At 66.0% G+C, this 15,838-nt stretch carries 17 protein-coding genes; 5 read left to right on the top strand and 12 right to left on the bottom strand.

The annotated features are described in order from the left end of the window. Positions 1-7: 7 nt before the first annotated feature. Genes NFE57_RS15030 through NFE57_RS15020 form a run of 3 tightly spaced genes read right to left on the bottom strand, consistent with a single transcriptional unit; the run spans position 8 to position 3,005 of the window. Positions 8-736, bottom strand: a complete 729-nt coding sequence (locus NFE57_RS15030; RefSeq protein WP_252136409.1) for an SDR family oxidoreductase — start codon at positions 734-736, stop codon at positions 8-10. Further along, positions 733-2,046: an LLM class flavin-dependent oxidoreductase gene (locus NFE57_RS15025; RefSeq protein ID WP_252136408.1), complete on the bottom strand. Its 1,314-nt coding sequence runs from the start codon at positions 2,044-2,046 to the stop codon at positions 733-735. The genes NFE57_RS15030 and NFE57_RS15025 overlap by 4 nt, the downstream gene beginning before the upstream one ends. A 17-nt stretch (positions 2,047-2,063) precedes the next feature. Next, positions 2,064-3,005, bottom strand: coding sequence for an SMP-30/gluconolactonase/LRE family protein (locus NFE57_RS15020; protein WP_252136407.1), 942 nt, complete (start codon positions 3,003-3,005; stop codon positions 2,064-2,066). A gap of 237 nt (positions 3,006-3,242) precedes the next feature. On the opposite strand from NFE57_RS15020, the gene NFE57_RS15015 reads away from it, so the two are divergent. Further along, on the top strand, positions 3,243-4,583 hold the full coding sequence (locus tag NFE57_RS15015; RefSeq protein ID WP_252136406.1) for an MFS transporter: 1,341 nt from the start codon (positions 3,243-3,245) through the stop codon (positions 4,581-4,583). Between the two features lie 3 nt (positions 4,584-4,586). Here the strand turns inward: NFE57_RS15015 and NFE57_RS15010 are convergent, their stop codons facing one another. Then, positions 4,587-5,465 (bottom strand): amidohydrolase family protein, encoded by an 879-nt coding sequence (locus tag NFE57_RS15010; protein WP_252136405.1) that lies wholly within the window; start codon positions 5,463-5,465, stop codon positions 4,587-4,589. Beyond that, a complete protein-coding gene (locus tag NFE57_RS15005) occupies positions 5,462-5,701 on the bottom strand; it encodes a hypothetical protein (RefSeq protein WP_252136404.1) in 240 nt (79 codons plus the stop codon). The genes NFE57_RS15010 and NFE57_RS15005 overlap by 4 nt, the downstream gene beginning before the upstream one ends. Before the next feature lie 125 nt (positions 5,702-5,826). Here NFE57_RS15005 and NFE57_RS15000 point away from each other — a divergent pair, with 125 nt between their 5' ends. After that, the gene (locus NFE57_RS15000) at positions 5,827-6,822 is read left to right on the top strand and encodes an adenosine kinase (RefSeq protein WP_252136403.1); all 996 of its coding nucleotides are present in this window, start codon (positions 5,827-5,829) and stop codon (positions 6,820-6,822) included. A 51-nt stretch (positions 6,823-6,873) separates the two neighbouring features. Here the strand turns inward: NFE57_RS15000 and NFE57_RS14995 are convergent, their stop codons facing one another. The 7 genes from NFE57_RS14995 to NFE57_RS14965 form a co-directional block, all read right to left on the bottom strand. Beyond that, complete coding sequence (locus tag NFE57_RS14995) at positions 6,874-8,247, bottom strand: hypothetical protein (RefSeq protein WP_252136402.1); 1,374 nt, start codon at positions 8,245-8,247, stop codon at positions 6,874-6,876. Next, positions 8,248-8,760 (bottom strand): flavin reductase family protein, encoded by a 513-nt coding sequence (locus NFE57_RS14990; protein WP_252136439.1) that lies wholly within the window; start codon positions 8,758-8,760, stop codon positions 8,248-8,250. Next, entirely contained in the window at positions 8,753-9,895 is a 1,143-nt protein-coding gene (gene ribB / locus NFE57_RS14985) for a 3,4-dihydroxy-2-butanone-4-phosphate synthase (protein ID WP_252136401.1), read from the bottom strand. The genes NFE57_RS14990 and ribB overlap by 8 nt, the downstream gene beginning before the upstream one ends. Further along, positions 9,885-10,265 carry a carboxymuconolactone decarboxylase family protein gene (locus NFE57_RS14980; protein WP_252136400.1) on the bottom strand — a complete coding sequence of 127 codons (381 nt, stop codon included), beginning with the start codon at positions 10,263-10,265 and terminating at the stop codon, positions 9,885-9,887. The genes ribB and NFE57_RS14980 overlap by 11 nt, the downstream gene beginning before the upstream one ends. Before the next feature lie 22 nt (positions 10,266-10,287). After that, positions 10,288-11,223, bottom strand: a complete 936-nt coding sequence (locus NFE57_RS14975) for an alpha/beta hydrolase (RefSeq protein ID WP_252136399.1) — start codon at positions 11,221-11,223, stop codon at positions 10,288-10,290. 64 nt (positions 11,224-11,287) lie between these two features. Next, the gene (locus NFE57_RS14970) at positions 11,288-12,478 is read right to left on the bottom strand and encodes an LLM class flavin-dependent oxidoreductase (protein WP_252136398.1); all 1,191 of its coding nucleotides are present in this window, start codon (positions 12,476-12,478) and stop codon (positions 11,288-11,290) included. A 22-nt stretch (positions 12,479-12,500) separates the two neighbouring features. Further along, positions 12,501-13,313, bottom strand: a complete 813-nt coding sequence (locus NFE57_RS14965) for an alpha/beta fold hydrolase (protein WP_252136397.1) — start codon at positions 13,311-13,313, stop codon at positions 12,501-12,503. Between the two features lie 107 nt (positions 13,314-13,420). Between NFE57_RS14965 and NFE57_RS14960 the strand changes: the two genes are divergently transcribed. The 3 genes from NFE57_RS14960 (at position 13,421) to NFE57_RS14950 (ending at position 15,820) form a co-directional block, all read left to right on the top strand. After that, on the top strand, positions 13,421-14,353 hold the full coding sequence (locus NFE57_RS14960; protein ID WP_252136396.1) for a LysR family transcriptional regulator: 933 nt from the start codon (positions 13,421-13,423) through the stop codon (positions 14,351-14,353). Positions 14,354-14,400: 47 nt separating this feature from the next. Next, entirely contained in the window at positions 14,401-14,919 is a 519-nt protein-coding gene (locus tag NFE57_RS14955) for a VOC family protein (protein WP_252136395.1), read from the top strand. Positions 14,920-15,007: 88 nt separating this feature from the next. Beyond that, on the top strand, positions 15,008-15,820 hold the full coding sequence (locus NFE57_RS14950) for an IclR family transcriptional regulator (RefSeq protein ID WP_252136394.1): 813 nt from the start codon (positions 15,008-15,010) through the stop codon (positions 15,818-15,820). Positions 15,821-15,838 lie beyond the last annotated feature (18 nt).

Genomic DNA, 15,838 nt, shown 5'->3' with positions numbered 1-15,838 from the left:
CCGGAACCTAACCCCGGCCGAGGAACGGGATCTTGTTCTGCACCATCAGCGCTTCGTAAAAATTCAGATGGTCGGGCATATCGGCCATGTGGACGATGATGTCGGCTGCGTCCCTGGGCGCGGCGACGAGATCGTCGGACAGGCTGCTCAACCCGCTGCCGAGTTCGGTCGCAACAATCCCCGGATGGAAAATCGACACCGCGATATTATGCGCGCGGCAATCGATCGCCAGCGCGCGGGTGAGCCCGTCGAGCCCCCATTTGCTCGCGGTATAGGCGGGGCTTTCCTTGCGCGGCACCCGCGCCGAGATCGACCCGACATTGATGATCCGCCCCCGCCCCTGCGGCTTCATGACGCGGATCGCCGCACGCGCGCACAGAAACGCCGAGGTCAGGTTGGTGTCGATCACCTTGCGCCAGAGCGCAAGCTCGAGCACGTCGGCCGCGGTGCTGTCCGCCACGCCGGCGTTGTTGACGAGCACATCGACCTGACCGAAGCGTGCCATCGCCTGCACGAACAGATTGGTCACGGCCTCTTCGTCGGTCACGTCGGTCGCGACCGCCAATGCCTCGCCGCCCCGCTCCTCGAGCCGCGCGACCAGCGTGGCGAGCCGATCGACCCGCCGCGCCGCGAGCACGACCTTGGCGCCCTTCGCCGCGAAGGCGACGGCACAGGCCTCGCCGATCCCGGAACTCGCCCCGGTGATCACCACGACGCGGCCGTGCAGGACGCTCATGACCGGTTTGCCGCCTTCTCGGCCTGGTTCGACACCAGGGCCAGCGGATCGTCCGCCACCACCGCCAGTCCGCCGCCGCGATCGGAACGCGTGTTCTGGAACGTGCCGGCTTCCTTCTTGCGCAGGCCATAGGAGCGTACCGGCTCGATATCCTCCTTGGCGATCGGCGCCATGCGCGGCTTCCGCGCCAGCGCCGCCGCGATATAGGGCGCCAGCTCGGCCTGTTTCTTGGCAAGACGCTCGGCCTCGCCTTCCTTCAGCCGGGGCATCGCGGTGGTCGCGAACAGCTCGAGTGATTCGCAGATATGCTGGTGGTTGGCCGGGCCGGTCTGCTGGACGAAAATGATCTGGTCGACACCGACGTCCGCATAGGCCTTGCAGTGCTGATAGACCTGTTCGGGCGTGCCGATGCCGCCGTTGCCGTGATTGTCCTCGATCGAAGCCTCAGCCTTCTTGAAATCCTCCCACACGGTCGAATGGCCGGGCACATGCCGACCGAACGCGGCGTAGAAGCCGAGCGAATAACCGAAATATTTGAAACCTTCGGTGCCGCGGCTGATCGCGATCTGTTCGTCCTCGTGGACCGAAAGCGCGGTCACGATCGTGAAATTGGCATTCACCGCATGGCCGATCGGGACGCATTCCTCGGACCGGATGATGTCGTAATATTCCTGGACCCATTTGCCGGCCTGCTCGGGCGCGGCGAAGCCGAACACCAGCGCCCCCATGCCGTTGCGCGCAGCGTGGAGGATCGTGTCGCGACGCGAACAGGCAACCCAGAGCGGCGGATGCGGCGTCTGGATCGGCTTTGGCACCACATTGCGCGTGGGCATCGAGAAATGCTCGCCCTCGTAACCGGGATAGGGCGTCATCGTCATCATGTTGGCGCATTGCTCGGTCGCTTCGCGCCACATGTCTTTCTTCAGCTCGGGATCGACGCCGAAACCTTCGAGTTCCATCGCAGTGCCGCTTTCGCCGGTACCCCAGTCGATACGGCCGTTCGACAGCAGGTCGAGCGTCGCGATCCGCTCGGCGACGCGCGCGGGATGGTTGATCCGCGGCGGCATCACGCAAATCCCGTGGCCAAGCCGCATCCGCTTGGTGCGCTGGCTGAGCGCGCCCAGAAATACCTCGGGCGCCGAACTGTGCGAATATTCCTCAAGGAAATGATGCTCGACCAGCCAGGCGTAATCGTAGCCGAGCTTGTCCGCGAGTTCGAGTTCGTCGAGCGCGTTGTGATAGATTTGCCGGTCCTTCTCGGCGGTGAAGGGCGCCGGCGACTGGTGCTCATAGAAGAGTCCGAACTGCATGGCTTAGTCTCTCCGATTCAAGCGTGCGTGGAGGATTGGATCGGCCCGCCCGAAACGGGCACGCCGGGAATTTCGAGGCGGATGCGGTTGAGCGAGCGCGCGCCCGTGAAATAGAGCGTGCGCCAATCGGCATCGCCCCAGTTCATGTTGGATGCGCGCCCCTCGATCAGGATCGTGCCCAAATGCACCCCCGCGGGGCTCAGGATCCAGATGCCGCCGGGGCCGGTGCAATAGACGTTGCCCGCCACATCGACCTTCATGCCGTCGGGGCCGCCGATGCGCTCGTCGGGGCGCATGTCGCAAAACAGCCGCGCGCTGCCGAGGTCGAGCATCCCGTCGGCCTCGACGTCATAGGCCATGATCAGCTTGCGGTGCCGATTGCTGTCGTTGACATACAGGATCGTCTCGTCGGGCGAGAAGCACAGCCCGTTGGGGTTGACCAGATCGCGCACCACCATGTTGATGCGCTTGAGATCGGCCGACACGCGATAGACACCGGCGCAATCGATTTCCGGCGGATGATCGACCGGGGTGAACGGCACCTTGGGGGGCGGATCGGTGAAATAGATCGCGCCATCCGACTTCACGACCACGTCGTTGGGCCGGTTGAGCTTCATCCCGCGATACGTGTCGGCGATCACCGTCACGCTGCCGTCGGCTTCCTCGCGATCGACGCGACGGCTGAAATGATGGCAGACGACCAGCCGGCCTTCGCGATCGCGCGTCTGGCCGTTGCCGTTGGCGGTATCTTCCTTGTCGACCGTTATCCCGTCCACGGGATGCCAGCGCATGCGGCGGCTGTTGTGAATGTCGCTGAACAACAACACGCCGTCTTCCGCGATCCACACCGGCCCCTCGGCCGGGCCGGTCGGGCCGCCGAACCCGCGACCGAGTTCTTCCCAAACCGCATCGGGCGCCACGATCGCGTCCAGCCCCGGATCGAGTCGTTCGATCTGCATCGTCCCTGACTTCCTCTCTCTCGCGCGGTTTTCGACCATCGACCGCACCTTAGTGTCAGCCAGCCTTATAACAGCATTGCTGATACTGTGAAGACAGGATATGAAGCGCCACACCATGGCTGCGAGCTGCTCCGAACGAGGGTTCGGCGCCGTTGACAGACAGCCAGGCTTATATTTTATACACGCGGCGGCTTGTTCGGTCCGGGCACCGTCCAAAAATGACGGGAGGATGGCGCTGTGGCCCGAACGGTTGAGCTGGACAGCTTTCTCGACAGCGTAAAATTCCGCCCCTTCCACATCCGGGTCATGCTGATCGGCGCGCTGACCATGCTGGTCGACGGCTTCGATCTCGGTGTGCTGAGCTGGGTGCTCCCCAAATTGTCCGACGATTTCGGCGTGCCGCGCACCTCGCTCACCTGGGTGCTGTCGATGCAGCAGGTGGGCATGGTGCTCGGCGCCTATTTCATCGCGCCGATCGCCGACCAGATCGGGCGACGCAAGCTGCTGATGATGTGCCTGCTCGCGGTCTCGGCGAGTTGCTTCGTCACGATCTTCACCACCAACCTGCCTGCGCTCGCGATATGCCGGTTGCTCACCGGTATGTTCGCCAGCGCGGTGATCGCCAACATGGTCGCGCTTGCCTCCGAGCTCGCACCGGCCCGCCAGCGCGCGACGATGGTGACGATCGTGCTCGCGGGCTCGATGCCCGGCGCGCTGCTCGGCTCGGCGATGCAGGCTTTCCTGCTCGAACCATTCGGCTGGCACGTCGCCTTCTGGCTCGGCACCGGCATGCCGTTGCTGCTGCTGCCCTTCATCTATCGCTTCCTGCCCGAATCACCCAAGTTCATGGCCGCGCGCAACCCCGGCGATCCCCGGCTGCAGGCGATGATCGCCGCGCTGATGCCCGAGGACGAACCCGTCACGGTCGTGCCCCCCGCCGTGGTCGAGCGGCGGCGCAGCAGCGTCGCGCTGGTGAAGGAATTGTTCGCGCCAGGCCTCGCGCTACCGACAATATTGCTATGGCTCGCCTTCATCAGCAGCTTCGGCTTCATCAGCGCCGCGATGTGGAAGACCACCGTTTTCCACGACGTGATCGGACTCGACTGGAGCGAGATCGCGATCACCACCGCGCTCGGCACCATCTTCGGCGCGCTCGGAATGGTGACGATCGGGATGATGATCGACCGGTTCGGCTTCAAGGCGATCGTGCCGACCTATTTCATCATCGCGGCATTTGCCGCCCTGGGGATGGGAATCTTCGCGCCGACCCTGGCGATGTTCGTCGCGCTGGCGATCAACGCCGCCGCGCAACATGCCGCGCACGCCGGCCTCGCCTCGATCGCCTCGGTACTCTACCCCACGCGGATGCGCGCCACCGGCGTCGGCTGGGCCTATGGCGCCGGGCGCAGCGCGTCGATCGTCGGGCCGATGTACGGCGCGCTGGCGCTCACCTATCAACTCGGCGCGATCGGCTATTTCTTCCTGCTCGCAGCGCCGCTGGCGTGCGCCGGCATCATCATCTGGATCCTGCTGACGCGCGTCCGGATCGACCCCGCCAGTCGCACGGCGGGGCACTGAGCCTCAACGGCGCGGCGGAGACCAGTTGAGCACACGCTTGAGCGTACCACCAAGAATGGCCTCCTTCGCGGCGCGATCGAGCGCGCTATCGTGGAGCAACATGAACAGCGTCTCGGCATAGAGGCAGCCGCGGTTGCGCGTGGGGCCGCCTGCCTGCGCCATGCGCAGCCGCGTATAGTCGCTCGCCCACATCAGCCGCTCGGGCCCGAAAGCCGCGATCACGCGCTGGAGTTGGGGCCATGTATCCGCGAAGGGATAGGCCTCGGCCGACAGCAGCGGCGCACCGCACAGCTTGACATGGACATGACCGTATTCGGCCAGCCCCAGCAGCCCATCGAGCCGATCCCACACATCAGCGCGCGCCGGCGACACCGGATGCTGGCTCACGCCGAGATGGTCGATGATGACCGTCAACGCGGGATGCCGCTCGATCACCGGCCGCATCGCCGCAGCCTGGCCGTGTGTCGAGAGGAACAGCGGCAACCCCACCGCCGCCGCCGCGGCGAACCCGGCATCCATCCCGCCCTGCGTGAAGGCCGGCGACAATTCGGTGGTGCGAAAATCGGTGACGAGCAGCCGTCCCGCGACCAGCCGCGCATCGCCGCGCGCGCGTTCGACCGCCCGCGCCAGATCATCACCGGTCGCGGCAAACGTCTCGACCCCAATGAACCGCCCCGGATAGCGCGACACGCACGCATCGATATACGGTAACGCCGCCACGACCAGCGCCGCGTCGACGCCGACGCTGTCCATCGCCTCGCGGGCGATCTCGACGTTGAGCAGCAGCTTGGTCGCATCATCGACCGCATCGTCGAGCGGCAACGGCGGCGCGGGCTGGTGGATCTGCGCATCGATGATGTCGAAAGCGGTGCCCTTCATCATGCCTGCCCCACCGCGCGATAGATTTCACGGCCACAGGCCGCGCAATTGATGCCCTCGGTCGGCACGGGGGTCGGCGCCGGATGGGCCGCCACTGTTCCGCCGCAACAGGCACAGCCCGATGCCAGCGTAGCGCGGTCGAGCATCGCGAACATCGCCTCGGTCCAGGGCGCCGCGCAGAAGGGGCACACCACGTCTTCCCGCGCCGTTTCGATCGGCCGTGCCGCGATCGTTCCCACCGTCCACCTCCCTGTCACACATGCATCTTGCCGAATGTCATTCGTCTTTATATAACGCACAGCCAGACACAAGCCGCCTTTGCCTTTCCTGCTATCGCGCGGCCCATCCCCCGAGAGGAAGTTTCATGCAGCCCGCTGAGTTCGACGTGCTCGCCATCGGCAACGCCATCGTGGACGTTCTCGCCAACACCACCGATGGCTTCCTCGCCGCGCACGGCATGGTCAAAGGCGGCATGGCGCTGATCGACGAGGCCAGCGCGCAGCAACTGTACGAAGCGATGGGCGCAGGCGTCGAGGTGTCGGGCGGCTCGGCCGGCAACACCATCGCCGGTGTCGCTGCGTTCGGCGGACGTGGCGCGTTCATCGGCAAGGTCCGCGACGACACGCTGGGTGATATCTACCGCCACGACCTGCGCTCGCTTGGCGTCGCCTTCGACACGCCTTCGACCCGGAGCGGTGCCGCCACCGCGCGCTGCCTGATCGCGGTCACGCCCGATGCCGAACGCACGATGAGCACCTATCTCGGCGCGTGCACGGGCCTCGACGAGGACGATATCGACGAAGCGCTCATCGCCTCCGCGGCGATCCTCTATCTCGAAGGCTATCTGTTCGATCAGCCGCCCGCCAAAGCGGCATTCCGCAAGGCGGCTGCCGCGGCGCGCGCGGCCGGCCGCAAGGTCGCGCTCACGCTGTCCGACAGCTTCTGCGTCGACCGGCACCATGGCGAATTTCTTGAGTTGATCGACGGCCATATCGATATCCTGTTCGCCAACGAGGACGAAATCCGCGCGCTCTACGGCGTCGACGACGTGATCGAGGCCGCACGGCGCGCCGCCGACCACGTCGAGATCGTCACGGTGACGCGCGGCGCCGCGGGCGCGCTGCTGATCGGCCCCGAGGGCACGGTCGAGGTGCCCTCATCGGCGGTGGCGACCGTGGTCGACACCACCGGCGCGGGCGATCTCTACGCCGCGGGCGTGCTCTACGGCCTCAGCCGCGGCTATACGCTGGCGGAATGCGGTCGGCTCGGCTGCGCGGCCGCGGGCGAGGTGATCAGCCATTTCGGTGCGCGGCCGCAATCGGATCTGAAGGCGTTCCTGCCCGCGCTGACCCCGGCCTGATCCAGCCGCCGTACCCCCGGAACGTATATCGGGGCTACGCAACCGGGAAGCTCAAGCGAGCCGCGCGCGCCGCGAGATCAGATAGAGTTCGTCGTTGAACCACAGGCCGCGATGGCGTTGCAGCACCGCGCGCGTCGCTTCGAGATAATGGTCGTTGGACAGCGCCCGGGCGAAGCGGCCATCCTCGATCTGGGCGACATAGCTCGCCGCGTTCCACGCCGCGAACAGCGTCGAGCTCCCGATCGGCGTGCTCGCGTCGACCTCGGTCGGCAACGTCCGGACGTCGTAGCGGAACAGCGCTTCGGAATCGGGCAGGTCGTGAAAGTGATAATCGCGCGCGGCCAGGCCCAGATCCTGCTTCACGGCCTCCATGATGGTGCCGCGGTCGGTCTGGAATGGGTCTTCCTCGGGCCAGATCGAGCGGATGATCTCCATCCCCGGATCGTTCCCGTGGCTGTGGACGCCCATCATCTTGCCGTTCGCGCGCAATGCCCGGACCAGCGGCGCGACGACGCGCGACGCCTTGAACTCGATCGGCGCGTGCGCACGATAGGGCTGTGACAGCAAGGCGAAATCGAAATCCGCTTTGGCATAGCCGCGACGCGGAACGATCGGATCGAGCATGAAGCCATGGTCGCGGCGATAGATCACCAGCACCACCGGCGTCTTGTAGACGGGGTTGCCGCTCGAACTGGCGATGCTCGCCTGCCAGTGGCGCGCGATAAAGGGTTCGAGCGCGGTGATCTGCTCCTCGAACTCGCCCGCGCTGTTGCCGTCGAGCGCGACCTCGTGCCACACCATCGCACTCGCCCCGCTCGGCGTCTCGGGCTGCAAGGTGGGCGCCTCGCAATATTTGAGGTTGGTGAGAACCAGCACCGTGCCGGCGTGCTCGCGCAGGCGATCGGGCATTTTCTCGAGAGTCATGCGGATATTCTCCGCGCTGATTTCCTTGGCGACGACGTAGAACGGCACCCAGGGATGCCGCCGGTGCAGGCCACGCATGATCCGCGCGAGCGCGGTGCCGTCGCCGGCCCCGCCATCGAACAGCCGGATCGCCGGCGGCACCGGCTGCGTCCCCGCCATCTCCTGTAGCGCGCGATCGGCGATGATCTGCTTCTCGTTCGTCGTGTTGACGAACATCAGATATTTCTGGCGGTTGTCGTAAAAACGGAAATTGTGCGCCGGCGACGGCGCGGCGCGCAGCCCCAGAATGCCCGATCGCAACGCGTTCGCCGACGCGCCGTCCTGCGCCTCGATAAAGCGATGCACGCGCTCCATCGTCTGCATCGTCACGCGCCCGCCCTGCTGCAACCGCTGCACCAGTTTCCCATCGTTCACCGCCAGTCGGCCGAACGTCGATTGCGCCATCTTGAGGCGTCGGCAGGCATGATCGATCTGTGCGAGAAGGGCCTGGGTTTCGCTCATCTACGACAGCCGCATCGCGCGGGCGTAACCGCCGTCAAGATAGATCAGCGGATCGACCTCGCCGCTGCACTCGACTTCCTTGACCGCGCCGATCACCACCGCGTGGGTACCATATTCGATATAGGTCTCGTGCTCGCAGAAAAAGCTGGCCTGGGCATCGCGCAGATGTGGTGTCCCGCACGCTCCCGACCCCCAGCGCCCGTTGGCGAAGCGCGCCTCACCCTTCACCGCGCCGCTACACGCCTGCGATACGGCGAGTTGGTCGGCACGCAGGATATTCACGCAGAAATTGGCGCGCGCAATCAGGGGAGCATAGAGGCTCGCCCCCTTGTTGACACAAACCAGCAGCGAGGGCGGGTCCATGCTCAGCTCGCTCACCGCGGTGGCGGTCATCGCCCAACGCCGCTCGCCGTCCCAGGCGGTGATCACCACCACCGCCTTGCCCAGCCGGCGCAGACCGTTGCGCAGTTGCTCGGCGACGGTGAACGGCGCCGTCGCCTTGGCCTCAATCATCTCCACCGCCCAGCCCCTCCCTGCCAATGATCCGCAACCCGTACCCCTCGATCCCCGAAAGCCTTGCCTCGCTGTCGGTGAGCAGCACCAGATCCCTGACGCCCAGATCGAGCAGGATCTGCGCGCCCACGCCGTAATCGCGGATGCGCTGATCGCGCGTCGGCGTCAGGCCGTTGCTGCGCCGCTCGGAAATGGCGCTGGTCGACGGGTCGCGGATAAAGACGATCACGCCGGGCCCGTCGTTCGCGGCGATCCGGGTGAGCGCGCGTGCCACATAATCGCGCCGTGCCGTCGGCGGCCTCAGCATATCCGAAACGAAATCCAGTCGGTGCATGCGCACCAACGTCGGGCGATCGGGCGCCACCTGACCGCGTGACAGTGCGACATGCTCGACATTGTCGATCAGGTTGCGGAACACCGAGAGCCGGAAGTCCTCGCCGTAAACGGTCTCGAAGGCTTCCTCGTGAACGCGTTCGACGCAATGTTCGGTGCGCCGGCGATAGCTGATCAGGTCGGCGATCGTGCCGATCGGCATATTGTGCGTGCGCGCGAACTGCACGAGTTGCGGCAGGCGCGCCATCGTCCCGTCGTCGTTGAGGATCTCGCAGATCACCCCCGCCGGAATCAGCCCGGCGAGCCGCGACACATCGACCGCGGCTTCGGTATGCCCGGCGCGTACCAGCACGCCACCGGGACGCGCAACGAGCGGAAAGACATGGCCCGGCGAGACGATCTCGTCGCACCCCTTCGACGGATCGATCGCGACCGCAATCGTGTGCGACCGATCGTACGCCGAGATACCGGTGGTGACACCCTCGCGCGCTTCGATCGAGACGGTGAAGGCCGTGCGGTGCCCCGAATTGTTCTCCGCCACCATCGGCGGCAGGCGCAGTTCGCGCGCGCGCTCCTCGGCCATTGCGAGGCAGATCAGCCCGCGAGCGTGGCGCGCCATGAAGTTGATCTGCGCCGGCGTCGCGAATTGCGCCGGGATGATGATGTCGCCTTCGTTCTCGCGATCCTCGGCGTCGACCAGAATATAGGGCTGGCCGTTGCGTGCCGCCTCGATGATATCCTCGATCGGCGAGATCGCCCCGTCGAGCGGCGCGTCGACCGCGGGAGCCCGATCAATAAGCATCGGCTTCTTTCAGCGCTTCGCGCGCGTGGCGCCAGCTGTCCGACCCCGCCGGCAGCCCGACATAAATCGTGGCGTGCATCAGGATTTCGCGAATCTCGTCCTTGGTCACACCGTTGGCGATGGCGCCCTTGATGTGGTTGCGCAGTTGATCGGGTCGCGCCTGGCCGACCAGGATCGCGATCGTCAGCATGCTACGCGTGCGCCGGTCGAGCCCCGGCCGGCTCCACACATCGCCGAAGCACAGCCGGGTAACGAGATCCTGGAGCGGATCCTGGAAATCGTCGGCATCGTCGAGGCTGCGCACGCCGGGCTCACCGAACATGTCGAACCGCATCGCGCGGCCACGGTCGAACGAATCGTCTTTTTTCACATCATGTCCTTTTTGGATGTCGTCATGCGTTCGCCCCCGGCCACAGCCATGGCCGAACCGCGGCGGCGGCGCGGTGCAGTTCCTCGCGCGCCGCGCCGGACACACCGATGGCGCGCAAAAAGCCATGGATCATGCCGCGCGCCGACTGGAGCGACACCGCGACTCCCGCCTGGTCGAGCCGCGCCACGAACGCGGTCGCTTCTTCGCAAAGCGGATCGTGCTCGGCCGCCACGACGTGCGTCGGCGGCAACCCCGACAGATCCGCCCGATCGATCGGCGCCGGGGCGCGGGCGAGCCCACCGTTCCCACGGAACAGCGCGATATATTGCTGGATGCGTTCGGGCGTCAGCAGCGGATCGCGCGACGCGTGGTGCGCCGGGCGCGGGTCCATGGCGAAGGTGCCGTAGAACAGGAGCTGGCAGACCGGCGCCACCCCACCCGCATCGCGCGCATTGGCGGCACAGGCCAGCGCCAGCAACGCGCCCGCGCTGTCGCCCGCAACGCCGAGCCGCGCGGGATCGGCGTTCAGCACCGCCGCGTTGCGGACCAGCCAGTCGAAAGCCGCGTCGCAATCGGCCTGCGCCCCCGCATAATCGGTTTCGGGCAGCCGCCGATACTGGACGCTGATCACCAGCGCGCCGGTCGCCTCGGCCAGTCCCGCGCCGACGATGTCGAAACTCTCGACGCTGCCGAACGCGAAGCCGCCGCCATGAAAATAGCACAGCGCCGGGCGCAGCCCTTCGCCGCCCGGGTCGAAGATGCGCACCGCGATCTCGCGCCCGGGCGCCGCGATATAGCTGTCGTGCCGCTGAACATTGGGCGCATAATCTTGAGCAAAGCGTGGCGCGAAGAGATCGCCGAGCAGCCTGATCGTCTCGATGCCAGGTGCTTGCCCGGGCACTGGACGCTGCTCGCGCATCAGCGCGACATAACGGTCGATCCCTTCGGCGAGCGGCATCGGGCCGCCATCGGCCGAAGCCGCTCGGTTGGCAGCGGGTTGCCCACGCCCCGTCACGGCCGGATCAGCCCACGGCCTCATAGCGCACCTCAAGCGGCGCGGTCGCCAACTCCGCCAATCGTGGCGCCACCTCGCGCCCTACCAGCGTAAGATTGTCGACCGTATCTTCATGACCAAGCTCACCAGCCTGCCCCATCATCAGCAAATTGCCGAAGCCGCCGGTCTCGCCATGGAAGCGGACGAGCTGGTCGTGCACCTCGTCGGGGGTGCCGACGAACATCAGCCCGGCATCCATATATTCCTCGATCGATCCGTCGACCGGTACCGGCTTGCCGTTGCGCATGCGTGGGCGCATCGCCATCGGGCCGGCCTGAAGCGCGCGGATATTGGCGTCGACCGGATTGAAGCCCCACGGATTGCGGAACTGGGGGTCGAGCCGCGCGGCGGTGGTGAAATAGCTCTTCATCGCCTCGGCACGGCGGAATGCGGTCGCGCGGTCGTCGGCGCACGCCACCAGCGCGAGATAGGCGAGCTTGTCCTGCCCCGGCTCGACGCCGTGCGCCGCCAGATAGGCCTCGCGATAGCCGGCGAAGACCGAGCGCGCGACCGCGCCCGACAGGAAGGTCGCGCAATTGTAGCCGAGCCGACCATAATCGCGCGCACTGGTCGCGCTCGATGCGGTCATCCACAACGGCGGATGCGGCTGCTGGATCGGGCGCGGCCACATGCTCGCGGTGCGATAGTGGAAATGCTTGCCTTCCCAGGAGAAATTGTCCCCCTGATTGGTCAGCGCCGCAAGGATCAGATCATGCGCCTCCCAGAAACGCTCCATGAAACCGGTCGGCTGGCGATTCGACATGAACAGTTCATAAGGTGCGCCCTTGACCAGCCCGACCTCGAGCCGCCCGCCCGAGAGGCAATCGACCATCGCGATCTCCTCCGCCACGCGCAGCGGGTTGGAGCGGTTGGCGAGCGGAATGCCGAGCGCGAGCAACCGCGCCTTTCTGGTCTGGCGCGCAAGGATCGCGAGCGTGGTCATGCACGAAGTCGACATGCAGGTCGCGGCGGCATGATGCTCGTTGATCATGATATTCAGGCCGAGCTCGTCGGCGAGCAGATATTCGTCGAGATAGCGGTTGAGCAAATGCCCGGCCTCGACCGGATCGCAATGTCGCTGCGCCAGCGTGACGCGCATCGGCCCCGGCACCTTGAAGGCGGGATGATAGGCCTGCTCGCTGAATTGCCAGATGATCATGAATTAGTCTCCGGACGATCGCTCAGGCGGCGAAGGCTGCGATGCGAGTGGCGAGGCGGGCGGGCTGGTCGGCGTGGATGCGGTGGCCTGCGGCCTCGACGATCTCGACCTCGGCCTGCGGCAGCGCCGCCCGATAACGGTCGCGATAGACAGGCGTGACGATCGCATCCCCGGCACCCCACAGCACCAGAGTCGGGCAGCCGATCCGGTGCAGACGGGCACCCAGCTTGGGATTGTTCATATAGGGCGTCCAGCCATAGAGACTCGCCGCTTCGTCGTTGCGCAACACCCGGCGCAGCCGCGCCTCGGGCATCGCCGCCAACGCTACCATATCGCTGCCGGGGCCAGGTTCGCCGACCTGCATCCGCGCGCCCAATTGTTGGCGCGAGAGCATGAAAATGTCAGCAACATGCTGTTCGCGCCGGTCGGCGGTCGGCAGCCCGAGCGGCGAGACCAGCACGAGCTGCGCGGCACGGCCGGGTTCCTTGGTCAGCGTCTCGGCCGCGACCCAGCCACCGAACGAAATACCCACGACCGCCGGCCGATCGAGCCCGAGCACGTCCATCAGATCGAGATAGAAATAGCCGAGGTCGTCGACCCGATCGAGGTCATCCGGCCGGGCGGACCCACCGAAGCCGGGATGCGACGGCGCGTAGACGGTGAAACCCTTCGCCAGCTCGCGCAGCACCGGCGCGGCGCCCTCGAGCCCATCGATCCCATGCAGGAACAGAAGCGGCGCGCCCTGCCCCGCGGTGAACAGTTCGACCTCGGTCCCCAGCACGTCGAGCGTGGAGAGCGTGCCGAAGCTCAACTCGTCGAGACAGTCCGTTTTCATCGCTCTCCACCCGCACTCAAACACTGTGAGCAAGGATGTTGTGGGGGGACTGATAGGTCCAATTCTTTGTTCTTGAGAGTTTGATACCTGAAAACTATGAGTAGCGAATGGAACTGCGCCATCTTCGCTATTTTCGCGCCATCGGCCGCGAGCAACATTTCGGTCGCGCGGCGGTCACGCTGCGCGTGGCGCAGCCCGCCCTCACCCGGCAGATCCGCGACCTCGAGGCCGAACTCGGCGTCGAGCTGTTCGAGCGATTGCCGCGCGGCGTACGCCTCTCCAGCGCGGGCCGCGTATTCCTCGAGGAGGTCGAGGAGATTCTCTCGCATGTCGATCGTGCGGCCGAACGCGCCCGGCGGCTGGGCAGTGGCCATCTCGGCACGATCCGCGTCGGGCTGAGCGAGATCATCACCGCGCACGGCTTCATCTCGCACGGGCTGCTGCATTTCCGCGAGCGCGAGCCGACGGTCGCGCTCGATCTGCGCTCGATGGGCTCGCTCAACCAGATCAACGCGCTCAAGGAAGGCACGCTCGACGCGGGCATCGTCTATGATGCGCATATCGCCGCGCGCGACGACGATATGCTCGATCGTACCTGCCTCGGCATCGGCGAGACGATGCTCGCGGTCCACGAACACCACCGCCTCGCCGGGCGGCAATCGGTATCGATGGCGGAACTTGCCGATGAGCCGGTGCTCGCGCCGACACGCCAGACCGCCCCGGAATATTACAACCGGCTCATGGCCGCCTGCATCGCCAGCGGCAGCGCACCGCGCATCGTCCAGGAATGCACGACCAACTCGATCCTGCTGAGCCTGGTCGCGGTCGGCATGGGCGTGGGCTTCGTCACCGCCTCGCATCCGCTGTCGCCCGCCAACAATATCCGGCTGGTCCCGATCACCGATCTTGGCCTCCGCTTCGAGGTCCTGCTGGTCTGGCGCAACCGCGACCGATCGGCAGCGTTGCGGCGGTTCATCGACATGATGGTCGCGCTCGCGCGGACGCCGGGCACGGCGCCGTCCGTCCCCCCGCAGGGGTGACGGCGCGGTGCGGCGATCCTGCTACACAGGCAGGAATGGAGGCTATGATGACCGAGGCACGACCACTGAATGGGCTGTATCACTTCGCCTATCCCTGCCGGGATGCGGAGGAAACCCGCCATTTCTACGAGGACATCCTCGGCCTGCCGCTGGTCAATTGCATGATGTCCGAGCACGTGCCCAGCACCGGCGAGGAACAGCCCTATGTCCATTTCTTCTTCGCGCTGGGCGATGGCTCGTACATCGCCTTCTTCGATCTGGGTGGCAACGAGAAGCCCGCGCCCTCGCCCAACACGCCCGATTGGGTGCAGCATTTCGCGATCGAGACCAACTCGGTCGACGACGTCGAGGCAATGCGCGTCCGTCTGGCCAGCCATGGCGTGAAGACCACGCCGCTGGTCGATCACGGCTTCGTGCGCTCGATCTATTTCTTCGACCCCAACGGCCTGCGCCTCGAGATCGCGGCGCGCACCGAAGAGCCCGGCTTCCTTGCCCAGGCGGCCGCGGATGCGCACGACACGCTCACCGCGTGGAACAAGCGCAAGCACGGCAAGCCCGCTGGATAGACCATCCTTCTCGCTATGGATGGACAAACCGTGGCGCGAACGTCAGGAATATCTTGTAATACGCTGACGAAAAGGACCGAAGACCACCATGGAAGCCACGGAACGATCCCGGCGGCGCGTCCAGTCGATCGAGGTCGGCTTTCGCGTGTTGCGCGTCCTGCGCATGGCCGATGGACCGCTGCCCCTACGTGAAATCGCGGCGCGCGCCGGGATGCCGACGAGCAAGGCCCATCTCTATCTGGTCAGCTTCGTCTATGAGAATATGGCGTATCAGGATCTGCAGACCGGCTATTACGGCCTCGGCTCCTTCGCCATCCAGCTTGGGCTGGCCGCGATCCGCCAGCTCGACGTTGTCACGCTCGCCTCGACCGCGATGACCGAGCTGCGCGATCAGACCGATTGCGCGATCTATCTCACGCTCTGGGGCGATCGCGGCCCGTGCATCGTCGCCAAGGCCGACGGCACGCTGCAGGGCGCCTTCTCGGTCCGGCTCGGCTATATCCTGCCGCTCACCACCTCGGCGACCGGCTTCGTCTTCCTCGCGCATCTGCCGCAATATGAGACCGAACGCGCGCTCGAAGCCCAGCGGGCCTATGACGCCACCCGCAAGGATGCCCCCGCGCCGATCGCGGAGGACTTCGCCGAGAATCTCGAGAAAATCCGTCAGGACGGCTACGCCTCGACGGTCGGCATGCTCAACCGCAACTTCGCCGCGATCGCCGCGCCGGTGTTCGATTACAGCAACCGCATCGCCGCGACGATGACGCTGCTCGGCCCCTCCGACTATCTCGGCCGCACCCGGCAGAAGGAGCTGCGCAAGCTACTACTCAACGCCACACAGAGCGTGTCGCAGCGCATGGGCGCCGCGGGCGCGGGCAAGGACGAAGCTCAGGAGCGCTGAGCCCGCGCCACGGGATGA

Origin of the sequence: Hephaestia sp. MAHUQ-44 (assembly GCF_023806085.1) — a bacterium.
GTDB lineage: Bacteria > Pseudomonadota > Alphaproteobacteria > Sphingomonadales > Sphingomonadaceae > Sphingomonas.
Note: the sequence above shows the minus strand (reverse complement) of the source record. Positions and strands in the feature narration are given on the sequence as shown.

Coding starts and splice junctions, on each gene's coding strand:
- NFE57_RS15010 (WP_252136405.1), bottom strand. CDS start 5,465: ATGATGAAGGGCACCGCTTTCGACATCATCGATGCGCAGATCCACCAG.
- NFE57_RS14990 (WP_252136439.1), bottom strand. CDS start 8,760: ATGATTGAGGCCAAGGCGACGGCGCCGTTCACCGTCGCCGAGCAACTG.
- NFE57_RS14950 (WP_252136394.1), top strand. CDS start 15,008: ATGGAAGCCACGGAACGATCCCGGCGGCGCGTCCAGTCGATCGAGGTC.
- NFE57_RS15030 (WP_252136409.1), bottom strand. CDS start 736: ATGAGCGTCCTGCACGGCCGCGTCGTGGTGATCACCGGGGCGAGTTCC.
- NFE57_RS15000 (WP_252136403.1), top strand. CDS start 5,827: ATGCAGCCCGCTGAGTTCGACGTGCTCGCCATCGGCAACGCCATCGTG.
- NFE57_RS14965 (WP_252136397.1), bottom strand. CDS start 13,313: ATGAAAACGGACTGTCTCGACGAGTTGAGCTTCGGCACGCTCTCCACG.
- NFE57_RS14970 (WP_252136398.1), bottom strand. CDS start 12,478: ATGATCATCTGGCAATTCAGCGAGCAGGCCTATCATCCCGCCTTCAAG.
- NFE57_RS15025 (WP_252136408.1), bottom strand. CDS start 2,046: ATGCAGTTCGGACTCTTCTATGAGCACCAGTCGCCGGCGCCCTTCACC.
- NFE57_RS14995 (WP_252136402.1), bottom strand. CDS start 8,247: ATGAGCGAAACCCAGGCCCTTCTCGCACAGATCGATCATGCCTGCCGA.
- NFE57_RS15020 (WP_252136407.1), bottom strand. CDS start 3,005: ATGCAGATCGAACGACTCGATCCGGGGCTGGACGCGATCGTGGCGCCC.
- NFE57_RS14960 (WP_252136396.1), top strand. CDS start 13,421: ATGGAACTGCGCCATCTTCGCTATTTTCGCGCCATCGGCCGCGAGCAA.
- NFE57_RS14975 (WP_252136399.1), bottom strand. CDS start 11,223: ATGCCGCTCGCCGAAGGGATCGACCGTTATGTCGCGCTGATGCGCGAG.
- NFE57_RS14955 (WP_252136395.1), top strand. CDS start 14,401: ATGACCGAGGCACGACCACTGAATGGGCTGTATCACTTCGCCTATCCC.
- ribB (WP_252136401.1), bottom strand. CDS start 9,895: ATGCTTATTGATCGGGCTCCCGCGGTCGACGCGCCGCTCGACGGGGCG.